The sequence below is a fragment of the Nitratireductor sp. GZWM139 genome, assembly GCF_030068685.1.
GTDB classification, from domain to species: Bacteria; Pseudomonadota; Alphaproteobacteria; order Rhizobiales; family Rhizobiaceae; genus Nitratireductor; species Nitratireductor aquimarinus.
The window spans coordinates 98,674-114,050 of sequence record NZ_JAMQML010000002.1; the positions used below are offsets into that span (position 1 = coordinate 98,674).

Here is a 15,377-nt window from a genome sequence, read left to right on the forward strand (position 1 = left end):
TTATCCTCTGATTCTATACACCCTTTATTTGACATGGGCCGGATTCGCGTTTTCATGGGCGCGCCGGCCACGAACGGTCGGCTCTACATGAGGGACCGAATATGGAAGCTCTACTTCCGATTATCATTCAGGCGGTAACGGGTGTGCTCGGTGGCGAAGCCATCGGAACAGTTGTGAAGAAAGCCGCGATGGGCCATGGCGCCAAGATTTTGAGCGGCATCATTGGCGGTGTTGGCGGCGGTGCTCTGCTGTCGGGCATGGGCGGTGACGCCGGCGCGCTGAGCGGTCTGCTCGGCGATGCCGTTGGCGGCGCTGTCGGTGGCGGTGTGTTGACTGGCCTTGTCGGTGTCGTTATGGGCGCCATGAACAAGAGCTGAGTTCTGTCGAATTCTCGAAGCGGGCAGCCTTGCGGTTGCCCGTTTTGCATTTTTGCCGCATTGCGGCATCTGTAACCTGGAGGGCTTCATGGGAAATCTTCGCGCCGGTGTCATTCCCGTGACGCCATTTCAGCAAAACTGCACGATCCTCTTCGATGAAGAGGCGAAGGTTGGTGTCGTTGTCGATCCCGGTGGCGAGGTGGATCGCATCCGTGCCGCGATTGAGGAAAACGACATTGCCGTCGAGGCCATCTGGCTTACCCATGGTCATATCGATCATGCGGGCGGCGCGATGGACCTGAAAGAGGCGCTTGGCGTGCCGCTGATCGGGCCGCATGAGGATGATCGCGACCTTCTCTCCAATCTGGAAAATCAGGCGCGCATGTTCGGGCTGGATCAAAGTGTGCGCAACGTCACGCCGGATCGCTACCTGACCGAAGGCGAGACGGTTTCCTTCGGCGATCATGTCTTCGAAGTGTTTCACTGCCCGGGGCATGCGCCGGGCCATGTGGTGTTCTTCAATCGCGATGCGCGCTTTGCCCATGTCGGCGATGTGCTCTTCAATGGCTCCATCGGCCGCACCGACCTTCCGGGCGGCGATCACGACGCTCTGATCCGGTCGATCAAGGACAAGCTCCTGCCGCTGGGCGATGATATCGGCTTTCTGTGCGGGCATGGTCCCGGCGGAAGGTTTGGGGACGAGCGCCGCAGCAATCCCTTCCTCGTCTAGTTCCAGGCAGCGTTTCGTGGAAACGCTGCTTACGCCATCTCTCCTTACTGCTCGCGCATTCCCGCGAGGGCCGGTTATCTGGCTGACTTGCGGGTTGCTTCGTACGTCAGGCCCGGTTCGGGTTCAGTCGTGCGAGGCCATATCCCGCCAGGGCGAGGGCGATGCCTGATGCAATCGTTCTCGTCTGGTTCCAGAACTGCCAGCGCGAAGAGTAGTCGGTCCAGATTTCCTGCGCCGCATCCAGCTCCTTGGGCACGACGACAAGAGCCAGCGCTTCGTTCATCGGCACGTTGATTGCCGCTGTCAGCAACAGCCCCAGTGCGAGATAGACAAGCGCTCCGACGCCGAAAAAGGCTGCGGACGTCTTCTGCCCGCTGCGCAGGATCAGGAACGCGGCAAGCCCCATCACCACCGGCGTCAGAAAGAATGCCGGGAAGAAAACCGCGTTGCGCACGGAGGCGTTCATCGCCTGCATGGCCTGGATTGCCACGCGGGGATCTGCCTGATCGAGCCCCCACATGGTCGAACAGACCCAGGCATAGAAGAAGCCGAAAATCGCCCCCGCAAACAGGATCGCGGTTACCGAAACGGCAGTGGTCAATGCGCGCATCATCATCTCCTCTGTTTTCGTACATATATGTACGGTTTTGTAATTCCGTACATTGATGTACGATTTGAGTCAACGAGACCGGAGATTCGGATGCGGGACGAAACGCGGGCGCAGAGACAGCTCCAGATAGAAGAGGCTGCCTACGCGCTGCTTGGCGAGAAGGGGTATGGCGCAACATCGATGCTCAGTGTCGCCAGAGTGGCGCGGGCCTCGAATGAAACGCTCTATCGCTGGTATGGCGACAAGCGCGGGCTCTTCAAATCGATGGTCGAGACCAATGCGTGTGATATCCGGGCCGCGCTCCGCGATGCAATCGACAGCGGGGCTGATCCTCTGGCCAGTCTTGAGAAAGTCGCGCCGGTTCTCCTCACCATGCTTCTTGGAGAGAAGGCGGTTTTGCTCAACCGCGCGGCCGCTGCCGATGAAACCGGCGAGCTTGGAGCGGCGCTGGCAGAGGGAGGGCGCAATGCGGTTGCGCCGCTGATCGAGGCGCTGCTTCGCCAATCCATGGAAAGCGGTGCGATCCGGGCCCCTTCCGCTGCGACGGCGGCCGAGTGGTTTCTCGGGCTTCTCATCGGTGATCTGCAGATCAGGCGGATCATCGGGGTGCTGCCAGAACCCGGTGCGGACTTTGTTGCGGACAGGGTGGCTGGCGCTTTGGCTGCTTTCAGGGTGCTATGCGCCAATGCGTCGCAGGGTTGAATTTTTTATTAAGAATCATCTATAGGTAAATTCTGCATCCTGAGAATGCAGAATTTGTTCCGAGGATCGCATTTGTTCCGAGGGTCGCATTTGTCCCGAAAATCGCATTTGTCCGTGTTGGCGATTTCCGGAGTGGCGACGCGTAATCTGTCCCGCGTCAGTCTCTCGTGTTCTGATCTCGTTTTACTCATGCGTGTTATCCGGGCTGTGTCTTGACGCCCTGATCAGCTTTTTCATGAAGAAAGGCCGGGCAAAGCCCGGCCTCTTTTTCTGGAGCAGGGAAACTCCGGGTGTCTAGCGCGGCTGGCAGAAATGCCGGTTTCCATCATATCCCATGAAGGTGCCGGTCCGGCCATCGAAGCTGCGGTAGCGGTTCGAGCAGTAGCGGAACCATTCACGCGACCAGGGCTCCATGCTCGCACGATACTGAACGGGACGTTCGCGATAGGCCGGGCGTTCGCGGTAGGCGGGCGCGCTCGGATAGTAATCGCGGTAGACCGGCTGGTAATCCGGGTAGCGCGGACGACGCGGCGGATCGATATAGACGCGCTCATTTCCGCGGCTCGATTCCGAGAGCAGACCGCCGACAATGGCGCCCGCAGCCAGGCCGAGCACGCCAGCAGCGATGGCGTCATTGTTGTTGTTGTGCCGGTGGCGATTGCGGTGGCCGGCGTCGGCCGTCGAGATCGCCCCAAGCGTTGTTGCAGCCACGGCAAGCGAAAGAATGCCCGTCTTCAGGATGCGTTTCATGACCTTACCTCTTCAAGTGTCGCTGCCGTGTTCAGGGGGAGGGGGGGGGCAGCTGTCACAGAGGGTTTATTCATTGGCACCTGAATGCTGCCTGAATAAGGCTGCCATCTTGTGTTCAACCGTTATGAAGGGGCCACATATTCCGTGTTGCCGCGAGGATGGCTGTACGGGGGCGGTCTGGCTGTCTGCCTTTGCCTGGAGGGCGCGCAAAATTGTACAGGCAGAAGGGAGTGTTCATTGCAGGGATGAGCAATCCGGTTTCGCGCGGGGTCGGTGTTTTGGAGAAGAAGCTTAATTCAGGCCGAATAGACATATCGCGCGACCATCTGCCGGTCGTGCGTCTTCACCCTCTCCGGGTGCAGGTGGGCCTGCCACGGAGGGCAGGCAATACGGCGCCTCAGGCGCCGCAGGCCCTGGTCAGGAGGCAACCATCAGGTTGACGGCCTTTGGACCTTTGCCACGCTTGTCGGGCTCGGTCTCGAACGTGACCTTCTGCCCGTCTTCCAGTCCCGCCAGACCGGAAGCCTGAACTGCTGAAATATGAACGAAAACGTCCTTCTCGCCATCATCCGGGGTAATGAACCCGTATCCCTTGGCTTGGTTGAAGAACTTTACTGTACCACTCTGCGACATAGGAAGGAGTCCTTTCTCCCTTTATGCTGGTTTCGGCGGGCCAACCTCTTGAAGGGTTTTAGGCCCATGGCGTCATCGGTCGTTTACTGGGGGAGAAGAAACAGTCAGCTTCGCGCCTCGCAGTGGGGACCCGTGATTGTGGGCTCTTCGCCCGCACAAGCATATTGTCCTCTTACTATCGGTGCGACTTCCCAGACGGGCCTAAATGGACCCGCTATTGGGGCATGCCATTCCAGTCTCCGGGCCCGCAAATGCCCGAATGGCAGGGAGCTTCCCCGATTTTTTCAAGGGTATCAAGAGAAAGTTTTATGAATAATACGAATTGCGAAGGTGTCTGCGTCTGCAATTCCAGCGAGCAAAGAAAAAGCGCGGCGTTTGCACGCCGCGCTCAAACTCTACAACCGAGATAACCCGGTATTAGGCAGCCGAAAGGTTGACTGCCTTCGGGCCTTTGCCCATGCGATCGGGCTCGACCTCGAAGGAAACCTTCTGGCCGTCGGTGAGCGTGGTCATGCCGGAGCGCTCAACTGCGGAGATGTGTACGAAAACGTCTTTCGCGCCATCGTCCGGGGTGATGAAGCCGAAGCCTTTGCTCGCATTGAAGAATTTAACGGTGCCTGTCTGGGCCATTGGGAAACTCCTTTTCCCTTTGAGAGTTCGCGCCTGCGCAACGTGCACAGATTAGCGGTGGTTCGAGAGTTTGAAGAAAATCGGGGAAAGGGGCCGTCCAAATCATAAAGCTTCCAGTCTCCGGGTCTGCAATCACCCGAGCGCGGGGAATCTATGACACGAAAGGGAAATGGCTACAAGACTGCGTGTACTAGCTAATTGTCTATGATTTACGCATGCTGAGCCGGCTTCAATCGCGGGCTGCGGCCTCCAGCAGCGCGATGTCGAGCTTCACCATTTCCAGCATTGCCTCCGTCACCCGTCTCGCTTTGGGGTGGTCGGGATCGCTGATGAGGGCGTTGAGCATTGCGGGAACGATCTGCCAGCTCAGTCCCCAGCGATCCCTCAGCCAGCCGCATTGCTCTGTCGCGCCGCCTTCGCTCAGCGTCTCCCATAGCCTGTCGATCTCGGCTTGCGTTTCGCACTCGGCGACGATGGAGAAACTGTGGTTAAAACTGTCGAGCGGCCCGGCTTCCAGCGCCCGATAGCGCTGGCCTGCAAGTGTGAGTTCTGCGATTTTCACGCTGCCTGGAGGTCCGGCCGGCGTCTCTGCCGGCAGCGTGGTGACGTTGTCGATCCGGGAATTGGGTATCAGCGACGTGTAGAGGCCGATTGCGGCCTCCATGTCTTTCTCGAACCAGAGGTGTTGTGTGATGTTCATGGTCACGTCCTTTCCTTCTGGTTTGCCTTGGGGGGGGGCCAAGGACGAAGGAGAGGGCGGTTTTCCGACAAAAGGATGCCCTGCCGGTCGTGGCTGATGTTGTTTCAGCCGCTGGCAGTGAGTGTCAGCAGGCTTTCGGCATAACTGTTGCCGGCAACCGATGAGCAGAGCGAAGTCCATTCGCAGCCAAGGCATGCCTGGCGTGTCGCGCCTCTGGCGAAGCTGGTCCGCATCCGGTCGAGGAGCTTTCGGTCGGGCGTCAGCAAATGGCCGATTTCGACTGGTTGTCCCAGCCAGCGTGTCAGCGCCCCTGCGGCGCGCCGGTCGCGTTCGCGGACGCTGCCATTCAGGCAATGAGGCGTTGCCTCTTCCGCGATGAGGGGCTGGCAGATGTCGTCCGGACCGTCGACGATCAGGATCTGCTCACCTGCGTTGAGGCGTTCGATGATCCCGTCGTAATTGGCGGTGAAGGCGGGGCTGTAGCCCCGCCCGACATAGGTCAGCATGCACAGGAGATGGTGTGCACGCAGCCGCACCGTCATTACGCATCGCCCCGTTTTGCGGTGCGCGAGAGCGCCACCAGCGACGCAGCGCCCAGTGCCGATTTCAGGATTGCGCCGACAATAAAGGGGGTGACGCCAAGCATGATTGCCTTTTCGAGGCCGATCGTACCGGCAAGCCACAGACCGCCCATGGCGAGGCAGAGGGCGTTCGCGGCCAGCATGGAGGTGAAGGCAAGGAGCGCGCGCTGCGCATTCCAGCCGCGTTCCGTGAGTGCGCCGACAAGCAGCGCCATGAGCGGGAATGAGGCGAGATAGCCGCCCGTCGGGCCTGCGAAATGCGCAAGGCCGCCTGCGCCGCCGGCCAGAACCGGCATGCCGATCATGGCTTCGCCGAGCCATGCGAGCACCGTCAGGGTGCCGAGCCTTGCGCCGTAAAGTGCGCCGATCATGGCGACGGCGAATGTCTGCATGGTCACGGGGACGGGCACCATTGGAACTTCGATGCGTGACGCCACTGCCAGGAAGAGCGTGCCAAGCACGACTGCGCCGGCCTTGAAGGCGAGCGACTTCTCGTTGAGCCGGAGTGCGCCGGCGTGGCCGATGAGGCCGGTGGTCTGCTGTGAAGTTAAGCTGTGAGGCATGGTCTCTCTCAAATTATAGATAATTATGAGTCTTCATCTATTATTGAGTCCATATTCGCGTCGGCTTGGCAAGGGGGTGTGCAAAATCTCACGCATTGCGTCTTCTGCGCTGCGCCCAGACGCAATTGCGCCACGGCAGGGCAGTGTGACGCTCGGGGAACAGGTTGGACGCGATTTTGGTGGTGGCCGTCGGGCCGGAATGAGCCTTAATTAGCCTTCGATCACGAAGGCTTCGCGTCGCTTGCCGGATGCGGTTTCAACTGGCCTGCGTCCGATCCATTGCACATGCCGCGCGAGCACGGCCGAGGCCGCATCCACTTCGCCGCGCCGCAGGTGCTCAAGGATCGCGCGATGGTCGCGGTCCGTGCGGGTTTCCCAGTTCGAGCGCCAGGCCGAAAAAAGAAAGCGCGCGCTTGCCGCATGCAGGTCGTCGATCGCCGCCAGCAGGCGGGGCATGCTGCACGGCGTGAGCAGAAGCCTGTGAAACCGCCGGTTTGCGGTCTCCCACGCGATCACGTCGCGCGCCTGATCGCCTTCAAGGATTGCCTCTTCCGCAGCTTTGAGGATTGCCGGTGTCAGGTGCTGTGCTGCGTTGCGCAGGGCAAGAACTTCGAGCGCGGCGCGCATCTCAGCCACTTCGCGCACCTGGTTCAGATCGAACGCCGCCACCCTCACGCCGCGCCGTGGTTCGCTCTTGGCGAGCCCCTGCGCTTCGAGCAGCCGAAAGGCCTCGCGCACGGGCACATGGCTTGCGCCAAATTCTTCGGCGATGTGGTCCTGCCGCAGGCGTGCACCCGGCTCCAGCGCGCCGGAGACGATGCGGTCGGCAAGCGTGCGCGCGATCTGTGCGGCTTTGGTCTCTTTGCGATCACTCATGATTATAGATAATTTGCTTCGCGCTGATTTGTCGAGCCATCTTTCTCGCTTCCCCGTTCGGCTTCGGATGGATGGGCAGCTCGCCCGACGCTTGACGGATTTCATATCCGGGATAATTTCTCAAAAATGGATTCTATCTCGATACCCGACCCCACGATTGATCAGCGCATTGCAGAGCGCCTGCGGGCGCTGCGTCAGGAGCGTGGCTGGTCGCTTGACGATCTTGCCGGTCGCAGTGGCGTCAGTCGCGCCACGCTTTCGCGGCTTGAGAATGCGGAGGTGAGCGCCACGGCCAATGTGCTGGGCAGGCTCTGCGCCGCTTATGGCATGACGCTCTCGCGGCTGATGCATCTCGTGGAAGACGATTTCCCGCCGCTGGCGCCACGCGCGGCGCAGGCGCTTTGGGAAGATGCGCAGTCCGGGTTCGTTCGCCGCGTCGTCTCGCCACCGGCCCGTGCGCTTGCCGGAGAGGTGATGGAGGGGTGCCTGCGTCCGGGCGCTTCCGTCTCATATGATGGTCCGCCGCGCCCGGGCCTGGAGCATCATCTCGTCATGCTTGAAGGTGCGCTCCGCATCACGGTCGATGGTGCTGTTCATATGGTTCATCCGGGCGATTGCCTTCGCTATCAGCTGCGCGGCCCCAGCCGTTTCGAGGCCGGGGAAGAGGGCGGCGCGCGCTATCTCCTCTTTACGGTGTGACCATGCAGGATGCCGCCGCCTTTTCGATTGATCGCCTCGACGCTTCGCAGGCTGAAGGCATGCTGCCTGAGCTGGCGTCCCTTCTTCATGCATGCGTGCATGGCGGGGCAAGCGTCGGCTTTGTCCTGCCCTTTGATGTGCATGAGGCGGAGGGCTTCTGGCGTGAAAAGACCCTGCCTGCGGTCAGATCCGGTGATCGCGTGCTGTTCGTGGCGCGACAGGGGGCGGTGCTCGCGGGAACGGTTCAGCTTGTGGTGGACATGCCGCCCAATCAGCCGCACCGGGCAGAAGTCTCCAAGCTTCTGGTCAGTCCGGCGTTCCGTCGTCGCGGGCTCGCCCGGTCTTTGATGCTCGCGCTCGAGGCCGAAGCCCGCATGCGTGGCCGCAGCCTCATCACGCTCGACACCCGCACGGGCGACAGCGCCGAGCCGCTTTACGCAGCACTTGGTTACGCGGTTTCGGGCGTCATTCCCGATTTTTGCCGCGATCCCTTTGATGATCGTCTCGACCCAACGACGGTGATGTACAAGCGGTTGGAGGTCTAGGGTCAGGGCCCTGTTTTCCGTAAGCGGACGGTGCTCCACCTCACGCGCCTGACACCGTTGCGAACAGATCGTGATGGCGTTGATGGAACCCGCACATGGTACCCGCGCTTGTCCACGGGGGTGGTTCCAAGTCTGCGGAAGAGAATATGCGACGCCTGGAAATACTGGACGGCATGCGAGGATATTTCCTTGTCTTCATGGTGTTGAACCACCTGACCTTTGCCGGCGGATATCTGCTGGTCAAATTCAATCACGGCGAACTGGGATATGTGCAGGATGCGCAGGGCTTCGTGTTCCTGTCCGGCCTGCTTGTCGGCATGGTCTATGCGCGCCGCATGCTCCGCGATGGTTATGCTGCGGGTGCGGCGAAGGTAAGAAAGCGCGCTTTCGAAATCTATCGCTATGCGGTGGCCTGCCTCGTGATCGTCTTTCTGCTCGGCTTGGTGCTCAGCGCCTCTTCCACCTATTGGGAGCCGTGGCTCTGGGATCTCGCCGACCACAATCCGTTCTATGCGCTGGCCTCGCTGCTTCTGCTCTACCAGCCCACCTATATGGATATCCTGCCGCAATACATCGTCTACATGCTGGTGTCGCCGCCGCTGATCTGGCTTTGCGTCACAGGGCGCTGGATGTGGGTTGCGGCACTGTCCGCGTTTCTCTGGGCGGCCGTTCAGCTGGGCCTTCATTTCCCGGTTGCCGGCGGCATTCGCGCGCTGCTTGATGAGGTGCATGAGGGCGAGATGTTTCGCACGGCCTTTAATGTGCTTGCCTGGCAGGCGGTCTTCATGTCCGGCCTCGTTCTCGGTGCGCTCACCGCCACTGGCAGGGTCGACTGGGAAAAGGTGATGAACCCGAAACGCACGGCGCTCGTCTGGCTGGCCTTCGCTCTGGTGCTGGTCTTCATGGGTTTCCGCTTCGGTTTCACCTTCAAGCTTCTGCCCGAGCCGATGATGGAGCGCTTCAGGAGCCTCGACAATCGAACCGAGTTCAGCTTCGTCTATCTGGTGAACTTCATGGCCACCGGTTACCTCGTGGCCTGGATGGTCATGGCGGGGTCACTCGCGGACAACCGGATCGTGCGGGCGCTGGGTAATGGCCTGCGCTGGATATTCAGCCTTTCCTTCCTGCGGCTGATCGGTCGCCATTCACTGCAGGTCTATGCCTGGCACGTGATCGTGATCTACCTCCTGAAAGGGTTCGAGCATCACTATGGTCCGTTCTCGGAGTGGACCAAGACGGCGATTGCGCTCTCGGCCATCGCCTCGCTTGCCGTGCCGGCGCTTTATCGCGAGCGCGCAACCTATTTCAGCAGGGTTCCTTTTCTGCGTGACCGGGCCTCGTCTGATGACGTGAAAGCCCGGGCCGCACCCGCCAAGTGATCCGCCGTCCGGCGGTTCACGCAATTTCACTCCAGCATTTCATGAATGAGCAAGGGACTGTACATCCATGACCGATCTTAACCGACGGGATTTTCTTTCGTTCGCGCTGTCGTCTTCTGTGGTCGCAGGACTGTCGGGCAGCGCGTTTGCCGCAGCCGAAGCGCCGGGGCTGACCTTCGGTCCCGCAAAGACCTTCAGCTTCGATGCACTGAAAGAAGAGGCCGAGGCGCTGGCCGCGGCCCCGTGGCAGGATGGCCGCTCGCCCCATGGCGAGATCCTTGAGCAGATCGATTACGACGCCTTTCAGAAGATCCGTTTTCGCAAGGATCATGCGCTCTGGGCGGATGGGAAAGGCGGCGCGCCGGTGCAGTTCTTCCATCTCGGGCGCTACTTTCAGGAACCGGTTCTCATGCATGTCGTGGAGAATGGCGAGGCGCGGGAAGTGCTTTACCGGCCGGATTATTTCGATCTGCCCGAAGATCATCCCGCGCGCGAACTGCCCGACAATATCGGTTTCTCCGGCTTCCGCCTGCATGAGCCGTCGCAGAAGACCGACTGGCTGGCATTCCTCGGCGCATCCTATTTCCGGTCTTCAGGCGAGCTGAACCAGTATGGTCTCTCTGCGCGTGGTCTTGCCATCGACACGGCCCTGCCGAAGCCGGAGGAGTTTCCCCGGTTCAGCCGCATCTGGCTTGAGCGCATGGAGGGAGAGCCGGACCGCGTTCTGGTCTATGCGCTGCTCGACAGTCCCGGTATCACCGGCGCATATCGTTTTGACTGTGCGCGGGGCGACGGCCCGGTGATGGATGTCTCGTCCTGGCTCTATCCGCGCAAAACCGTCGAGCGGCTGGGCGTTGCGCCGCTCACCTCCATGTACTGGTATTCCGAAACGAACCGAAAACAGGCTGTCGACTGGCGGCCGGAAATCCACGATTCCGACGGGCTTGCCATCTGGATGGGTAATGGCGAGCGCCTCTGGCGGCCGCTCAACAATCCGCCCGAAACCGTCACCAATGCCTTCATGGATGAGCGCCCGCGCGGTTTCGGCCTACTGCAGCGCGACCGTGATTTCGACCACTATCAGGATGACGGCGTCTTCTACGAGCGACGTCCCTCCGCCTGGATCGAGCCGGTCAATGAGTGGGCTTCCGGTCAGGTTCAGCTTGTCGAAATTCCCACCGATGACGAGATCCACGACAACATTGTCATGTATTGGGTGCCGGATGCCCCGGTCGAGCCGGGCAAGCCGCTCCAGTTCGATTATCGTCTTTACTGGACGGCCGACGAGCCATTCCCGGCAGAGCTCGGGCGCGTCATGGCGACCTATACCGGCACTGGCGGCATTCCCGGCCAGCCGCGTCCGGAAAACACGACCCGCTTCGTGGTTGACTATCGCGGTGGAGAGGTGGGTGCGCTGGAGCGCGGCGATGCCGAGCCGGTGGTCGATCTCTCACGCGGCGAGGTGACGCTGGCGGACGCCCATCCCGTTGTCGGTCAGCCGGGCCTCTACCGCGCTTTCTTCGATGCGCGGATTGAGGGTACGGACCCCGTCGATATGCGCATGTATGTGAAGGGCGGGGATGACCGCGCGCTGACCGAGACATGGCTCTATCAGTATTTCCCGAACCGGGATGATGTCAGAAGCGGGGCCTGATCCGGCTCATCCTCCGGTGAGCCAGTTGGCGCCAAGTGCGGCCAGATAAAGCCCGACACCGAAGGAGGTGTGGGCGATGAGGCTGCGCAGTCTTGCCGTGTTGGGCGCTGGTGTCTTCGCTGCGGCGATGCCCGCGCCCATGCCGGGCTGCAGGATGAGAAAGGGCGCAAGCACGGTTATGATGCCCATGGCGAGTGCGGGCAGAAAGCTTGGCTGGCGCGCCCAGCCCAGCCCTGCCATTGCGATCAGAATACCGGCGAAGAGCACGCCGATGGCATAGTGTGCGGCCCAGCCGATGGCGCGCTCGCCGGGGATGGGCCGGGCAGCGCCGATAGCCTGATGGCAAAGGGTTCCCGAGCCGAGATGTCCGATCCAGCGTCCCACCATTGCGTAGTTGAGGGCGGGAATGCCGAAGGCCCGTTTCTGAAACAGCGCCCATAGATCCATGAAGGCGGTAGCGCCCACGCCGATCAGAAATGCGCGTATGCTGAACTCGATTGCTTCGGCCGTCATGCTTGTTCCGTTTTCTCGTTGCCCTGACCGGGCGTTGCTTTTTTTTTGCCGCACATGGCCGTGTCCCGCGTTTGGGAAGGCGCGCGCAGCAGCACATTTCACTTGGTGAAAGCACTTCACATAAACATTCAATTGTTTTATTGATTGATTGCGTAATGAAGGAGGACTTGTCAATGGCGGATCGAACCGGGCAGCAGCTTTATGCCCAGGCGGCGGAGCTTGCGCGCGCGCTCGCAAGCCCGCACCGCATTGCGCTCTTGGAGCATGTTGCTCAGGGTGAGCGCCCGGTGGAGCGGCTCGCCGCGCTGACAGGGCTTTCCATGGCCAATGCCTCGCAACATCTGCAGCATCTTCGGCGTGCCGGCCTCGTTCTGGCCCGGCGCGAGGGCAAGAATGTGCTTTATCGTCTGGGGGAGGGGCCGGTGGTGCCGCTTCTGGCAGCCCTGCGTGCGCAGGTGGCGCATACACATGCCGAGGTTATGGCGCTGGTCGCCGGGGGCGAAAACGGCAAGGGGGTGGTGGAAACCGTCTCGCGTGACGAGCTTCTTTCGCGCCTGCGCGACGAGACGGTTCTTTTGCTCGACGTCCGCCCGGAGGAGGAGTTTGCGCAGGGGCATCTGCCCGGTGCGGTGAATGTGCCGCTCGATGCGCTGGAGAAGCGCCTTGCCGAATTGCCGCGAGACCGCGAGGTCATCGCCTATTGTCGCGGCCCCTATTGCATGCTGTCGCTGGACGCCGCCCTTCTGCTCCAGCGTGAAGGTCTGGCGGCCAGCCGTCTTTCCGATGGTTTCCCGGACTGGAAAGCGGCTGGCCTGCCTGTTGAACGACTGAACTGAGTTTCAGTTCGTGTCGAAGGCTGGCGCCGCCAGGCGCTCCAGATGTGTTCTGAGATCTTTCGGCCAGTTGCTGATCCGGCTCTTGAAGGTTTTTGCATCGCCTGCATAGAGCGCGCGCGCCGCTTCCTCGTAGCCGGGTTTGTCGCCGAGCATCGCCATCATGAACCTGTCGGCCGCGGTCTTCGCCCTGCGGATCTGCTCGCGCGGCATATCGGCTGTGCGGGCCGCGTCCACCAGTTTGCGCAGGGTTGCCGACGCGCCGCCGGGCTGTTCACTGAGCCATTCCCACTGGCGCGGCAGCAAGGTGATCTCACGGGCCACCACGCCGAGCCTCGGGCGCCCCGGCGCGCGCTTCTCGGGCGCTGCCTCCTGCGGTTTCGGGGCCAGCCGCTCCAGAACCTCGGCCTCGCTGCCGGTCAGGTTGAAGTCGGTCTGCCGGCCAGTCGCATCATTGAAGATAAGCACATCCGCGCCGGGATAGTCGCTGAGCAATGCTTTGGCTGCCAGGGCAACCTCGGTTGCGGTGCCGCTGGCGAGAAACTTCTCGCCATGAAAACCTGTGAAACTGGACATCGGGGTGGGGCTCCGTTGAATGTCGAATGGCTTTTACCCGGGTATAATATTTCTGTCAATATACCCGGATAAAATGCAGCCTTGACGCTGGTTGAGCATCTGTGCCTAGCGTTCTGGCGCGCTTGAAGGCTGGTTCAACGCGTTTCTTGGAGGGCGAATGAAAGAGCTTCTGCTTTTACGGCATGCGAAATCGAGCTGGGATGAGCCCGGCCTGAGCGATGCCGAGCGTCCGCTTGCGCCGCGTGGACGACGCGCCGCGCCGCGCATGGGGCGAGAACTCGCGCAGCGTGGCTGGTTGCCGGATCTGGTGCTGGTGTCGCCGGCGCGCAGGGCGCAGCAGACATGGCGACTGGTCTCGTCAGCGCTGAAGGGGCCTGCTCCGGCGATTGGCGATGGAAGCGGGCTTTACATGGCAACACCCGGGCAATTGCTGGCCGCTCTCCACAAAGTGCCGGAAGAGGCGGGGCGCGTGCTCGTTGTCGGGCACAATCCGGGCATGGAGGACTTCGCCAGCCTTTTGGCCGGAAATGGTTCCGGGGAAGACGCGCTGGAGCGCATGCGCGAGAAATACCCCACCGCTGCGCTTGCCCGGTTCGCCTTTGATGGACGGTGGGACGCTCTGGCCTTTGGCGGTGCGCGACTGCTCCATTTCATGAAGCCGAAAGACTTCAGCGCATCGGCCTGAAAATCGGAACAGGTTTTCGGAAAGCACCATGCGTAGGTTCAACAGGTTAGAGCGTCCTTTGTGCGTTCGAATGGACGCACGGCGCTCTAGCTGACAGCCGGCGCAATCGAAAAACGATAGATCGTTTCGTCCGTGTCGCTGCTTTTCTCGATGTTCTCCGCACCGGCGGCAATGATCGCTTTTGGCCAGAAGATCTGTGCTGCCTGATTGCCGGCCATGATGCTGACCTCCCACGTGCCGGGGTGCCGGTGCATGGTGCTCACGGCCATCGACCGGCCAAGTCCTCTGCGGCGTGCGTTCGACAGAACCGCGAACTCCGCCATGGAGAAGGTGACGCCATCTTCCTCCAGCGCCCGCACGAACGCGAAACCGGTAACGGTCTTGCCGTCGCGGAAGAGATAGGGCCAGCGCCTGTCGGTCTCCTGCCAGTAGAGGTCCAGATAGGGATAATCGTCATCGACGCCGCCATGGGGCGAGAGTTCTTCAAGGTATTCCCGCAGCATCCGGTCGATCAGCGGCCTGTCGGTCTTTTTCGCGAGGATCAGTTGCATGAGAAGTGGCGCTCGACTGTTCTTGTGGCGCGCAGCATATCACCCTCACATGTCCGCGCGTGGCTTCTGCAAGCTTGCCTTTCCTACATGATCGCGCTAGATCGCGCCAAAATGTCTGGAGGTTTTATGTCCCGGTGAAGCGGGGGCGGGTCTCGCCCCGGAAATGGATGATGGATGGCGCAGTTCCGTCCCGCGCATCCGTTTCGCTTTCAAACCAAATTATTCTGCAGTGCGTGTGTCGTTGTCGACGCGCTTGATGCTGCATAGCTGGACATAAACGAAAATGATCAAGACCTATCAACCCGGCGTCGATGACGACGCCATTGTCGACATCTGGCTCAAGGCGAGCCGGCTCGCCCACGCGTTTCTGGATGATGATTTCCTGACGCGCGAAGCCGACAACATCCGCAATGTCTATCTGCCCATGGCTGACACCCGCACCGTTTGGGCGGATGACCGGCTTGTCGGCTTCATCTCGCTTCTGGGCAACCAGGTGGGTGGCCTCTTTCTCGACCCGGATTGTCACGGTCGGGGGCTGGGCCGAGCGATGGTGGACGATGCGGTTGCGCGCATGGGCGCGCTGGAACTCGATGTCTTCGTGAAGAATGACATCGGCAGGCGCTTCTATGAACGCTACGGCTTTGCGGAAGTGGAGCAGCGCATCGACGAACCCACGGGCGAGCCGGTTCTGCATCTGCGCTACCCGGCCTGATATCCGGACAGGCGGGGGCTCCTGACACCCTTGTGTCAGGAGCTGTGCGGGGTGATGCTTTCCCCATGCGTCACCCCT

21 protein-coding genes are annotated in these 15,377 nt (G+C 61.1%); 10 read left to right on the top strand and 11 right to left on the bottom strand.

From position 1 onward, the window contains the following. Positions 1-101: 101 nt before the first annotated feature. A complete protein-coding gene (locus NDI72_RS02870; RefSeq protein WP_113155800.1) occupies positions 102-377 on the top strand; it encodes a hypothetical protein in 276 nt (91 codons plus the stop codon). Between the two features lie 88 nt (positions 378-465). Continuing rightward, on the top strand, positions 466-1,107 hold the full coding sequence (locus NDI72_RS02875; protein WP_283799519.1) for an MBL fold metallo-hydrolase: 642 nt from the start codon (positions 466-468) through the stop codon (positions 1,105-1,107). Between the two features lie 106 nt (positions 1,108-1,213). Here NDI72_RS02875 and NDI72_RS02880 read toward each other — a convergent pair whose 3' ends face one another. Beyond that, on the bottom strand, positions 1,214-1,717 hold the full coding sequence (locus NDI72_RS02880; protein WP_283799520.1) for an anthrone oxygenase family protein: 504 nt from the start codon (positions 1,715-1,717) through the stop codon (positions 1,214-1,216). A gap of 90 nt (positions 1,718-1,807) precedes the next feature. Between NDI72_RS02880 and NDI72_RS02885 the strand changes: the two genes are divergently transcribed. Further along, positions 1,808-2,419: a TetR/AcrR family transcriptional regulator gene (locus tag NDI72_RS02885; RefSeq protein ID WP_283799521.1), complete on the top strand. Its 612-nt coding sequence runs from the start codon at positions 1,808-1,810 to the stop codon at positions 2,417-2,419. A gap of 294 nt (positions 2,420-2,713) precedes the next feature. Here NDI72_RS02885 and NDI72_RS02890 read toward each other — a convergent pair whose 3' ends face one another. From NDI72_RS02890 to NDI72_RS02920, 7 genes are all read right to left on the bottom strand, one after another. After that, entirely contained in the window at positions 2,714-3,169 is a 456-nt protein-coding gene (locus NDI72_RS02890) for a BA14K family protein (RefSeq protein WP_206544013.1), read from the bottom strand. Positions 3,170-3,586: 417 nt separating this feature from the next. Then, positions 3,587-3,802, bottom strand: a complete 216-nt coding sequence (locus NDI72_RS02895; protein ID WP_113155796.1) for a cold-shock protein — start codon at positions 3,800-3,802, stop codon at positions 3,587-3,589. A gap of 417 nt (positions 3,803-4,219) precedes the next feature. After that, positions 4,220-4,432 (bottom strand): cold-shock protein, encoded by a 213-nt coding sequence (locus NDI72_RS02900; protein WP_113155795.1) that lies wholly within the window; start codon positions 4,430-4,432, stop codon positions 4,220-4,222. 229 nt (positions 4,433-4,661) lie between these two features. Next, positions 4,662-5,132 carry a VOC family protein gene (locus NDI72_RS02905; protein ID WP_283799522.1) on the bottom strand — a complete coding sequence of 157 codons (471 nt, stop codon included), beginning with the start codon at positions 5,130-5,132 and terminating at the stop codon, positions 4,662-4,664. Positions 5,133-5,236: 104 nt separating this feature from the next. Beyond that, positions 5,237-5,674 (bottom strand): DUF1284 domain-containing protein, encoded by a 438-nt coding sequence (locus tag NDI72_RS02910; RefSeq protein ID WP_283799523.1) that lies wholly within the window; start codon positions 5,672-5,674, stop codon positions 5,237-5,239. Beyond that, positions 5,674-6,276 (bottom strand): biotin transporter BioY, encoded by a 603-nt coding sequence (locus tag NDI72_RS02915; protein ID WP_283799525.1) that lies wholly within the window; start codon positions 6,274-6,276, stop codon positions 5,674-5,676. The genes NDI72_RS02910 and NDI72_RS02915 overlap by 1 nt, the downstream gene beginning before the upstream one ends. 210 nt (positions 6,277-6,486) lie before the next feature. Next, positions 6,487-7,152 carry a GntR family transcriptional regulator gene (locus tag NDI72_RS02920; RefSeq protein ID WP_113155791.1) on the bottom strand — a complete coding sequence of 222 codons (666 nt, stop codon included), beginning with the start codon at positions 7,150-7,152 and terminating at the stop codon, positions 6,487-6,489. Between the two features lie 126 nt (positions 7,153-7,278). On the opposite strand from NDI72_RS02920, the gene NDI72_RS02925 reads away from it, so the two are divergent. From NDI72_RS02925 to NDI72_RS02940, 4 genes are all read left to right on the top strand, one after another. Beyond that, positions 7,279-7,851: a helix-turn-helix domain-containing protein gene (locus tag NDI72_RS02925; protein WP_283799526.1), complete on the top strand. Its 573-nt coding sequence runs from the start codon at positions 7,279-7,281 to the stop codon at positions 7,849-7,851. Between the two features lie 2 nt (positions 7,852-7,853). Beyond that, positions 7,854-8,396, top strand: a complete 543-nt coding sequence (locus tag NDI72_RS02930) for a GNAT family N-acetyltransferase (protein WP_283799528.1) — start codon at positions 7,854-7,856, stop codon at positions 8,394-8,396. A 146-nt stretch (positions 8,397-8,542) separates the two neighbouring features. After that, a complete protein-coding gene (locus tag NDI72_RS02935) occupies positions 8,543-9,775 on the top strand; it encodes an OpgC family protein (RefSeq protein ID WP_283799530.1) in 1,233 nt (410 codons plus the stop codon). Between the two features lie 67 nt (positions 9,776-9,842). Further along, entirely contained in the window at positions 9,843-11,429 is a 1,587-nt protein-coding gene (locus tag NDI72_RS02940) for an OpgD/OpgG family glucan biosynthesis protein (RefSeq protein WP_283799532.1), read from the top strand. Between the two features lie 6 nt (positions 11,430-11,435). Here NDI72_RS02940 and NDI72_RS02945 read toward each other — a convergent pair whose 3' ends face one another. Continuing rightward, positions 11,436-11,942, bottom strand: a complete 507-nt coding sequence (locus NDI72_RS02945) for a DUF2938 domain-containing protein (protein WP_206554241.1) — start codon at positions 11,940-11,942, stop codon at positions 11,436-11,438. A 173-nt stretch (positions 11,943-12,115) separates the two neighbouring features. Here NDI72_RS02945 and NDI72_RS02950 point away from each other — a divergent pair, with 173 nt between their 5' ends. Then, on the top strand, positions 12,116-12,778 hold the full coding sequence (locus tag NDI72_RS02950; protein ID WP_206544003.1) for an ArsR/SmtB family transcription factor: 663 nt from the start codon (positions 12,116-12,118) through the stop codon (positions 12,776-12,778). Between the two features lie 3 nt (positions 12,779-12,781). On the opposite strand, the gene NDI72_RS02955 is transcribed toward NDI72_RS02950, so the two are convergent. Next, on the bottom strand, positions 12,782-13,351 hold the full coding sequence (locus NDI72_RS02955) for a DUF2239 family protein (RefSeq protein ID WP_206554239.1): 570 nt from the start codon (positions 13,349-13,351) through the stop codon (positions 12,782-12,784). Positions 13,352-13,508: 157 nt separating this feature from the next. Between NDI72_RS02955 and NDI72_RS02960 the strand changes: the two genes are divergently transcribed. After that, a complete protein-coding gene (locus tag NDI72_RS02960) occupies positions 13,509-14,036 on the top strand; it encodes a SixA phosphatase family protein (RefSeq protein WP_283799535.1) in 528 nt (175 codons plus the stop codon). 86 nt (positions 14,037-14,122) lie between these two features. Here NDI72_RS02960 and NDI72_RS02965 read toward each other — a convergent pair whose 3' ends face one another. Continuing rightward, the gene (locus NDI72_RS02965; protein ID WP_283799536.1) at positions 14,123-14,587 is read right to left on the bottom strand and encodes a GNAT family N-acetyltransferase; all 465 of its coding nucleotides are present in this window, start codon (positions 14,585-14,587) and stop codon (positions 14,123-14,125) included. 283 nt (positions 14,588-14,870) lie between these two features. On the opposite strand from NDI72_RS02965, the gene NDI72_RS02970 reads away from it, so the two are divergent. Beyond that, on the top strand, positions 14,871-15,299 hold the full coding sequence (locus NDI72_RS02970; protein WP_113155783.1) for a GNAT family N-acetyltransferase: 429 nt from the start codon (positions 14,871-14,873) through the stop codon (positions 15,297-15,299). Positions 15,300-15,377: the final 78 nt, after the last annotated feature.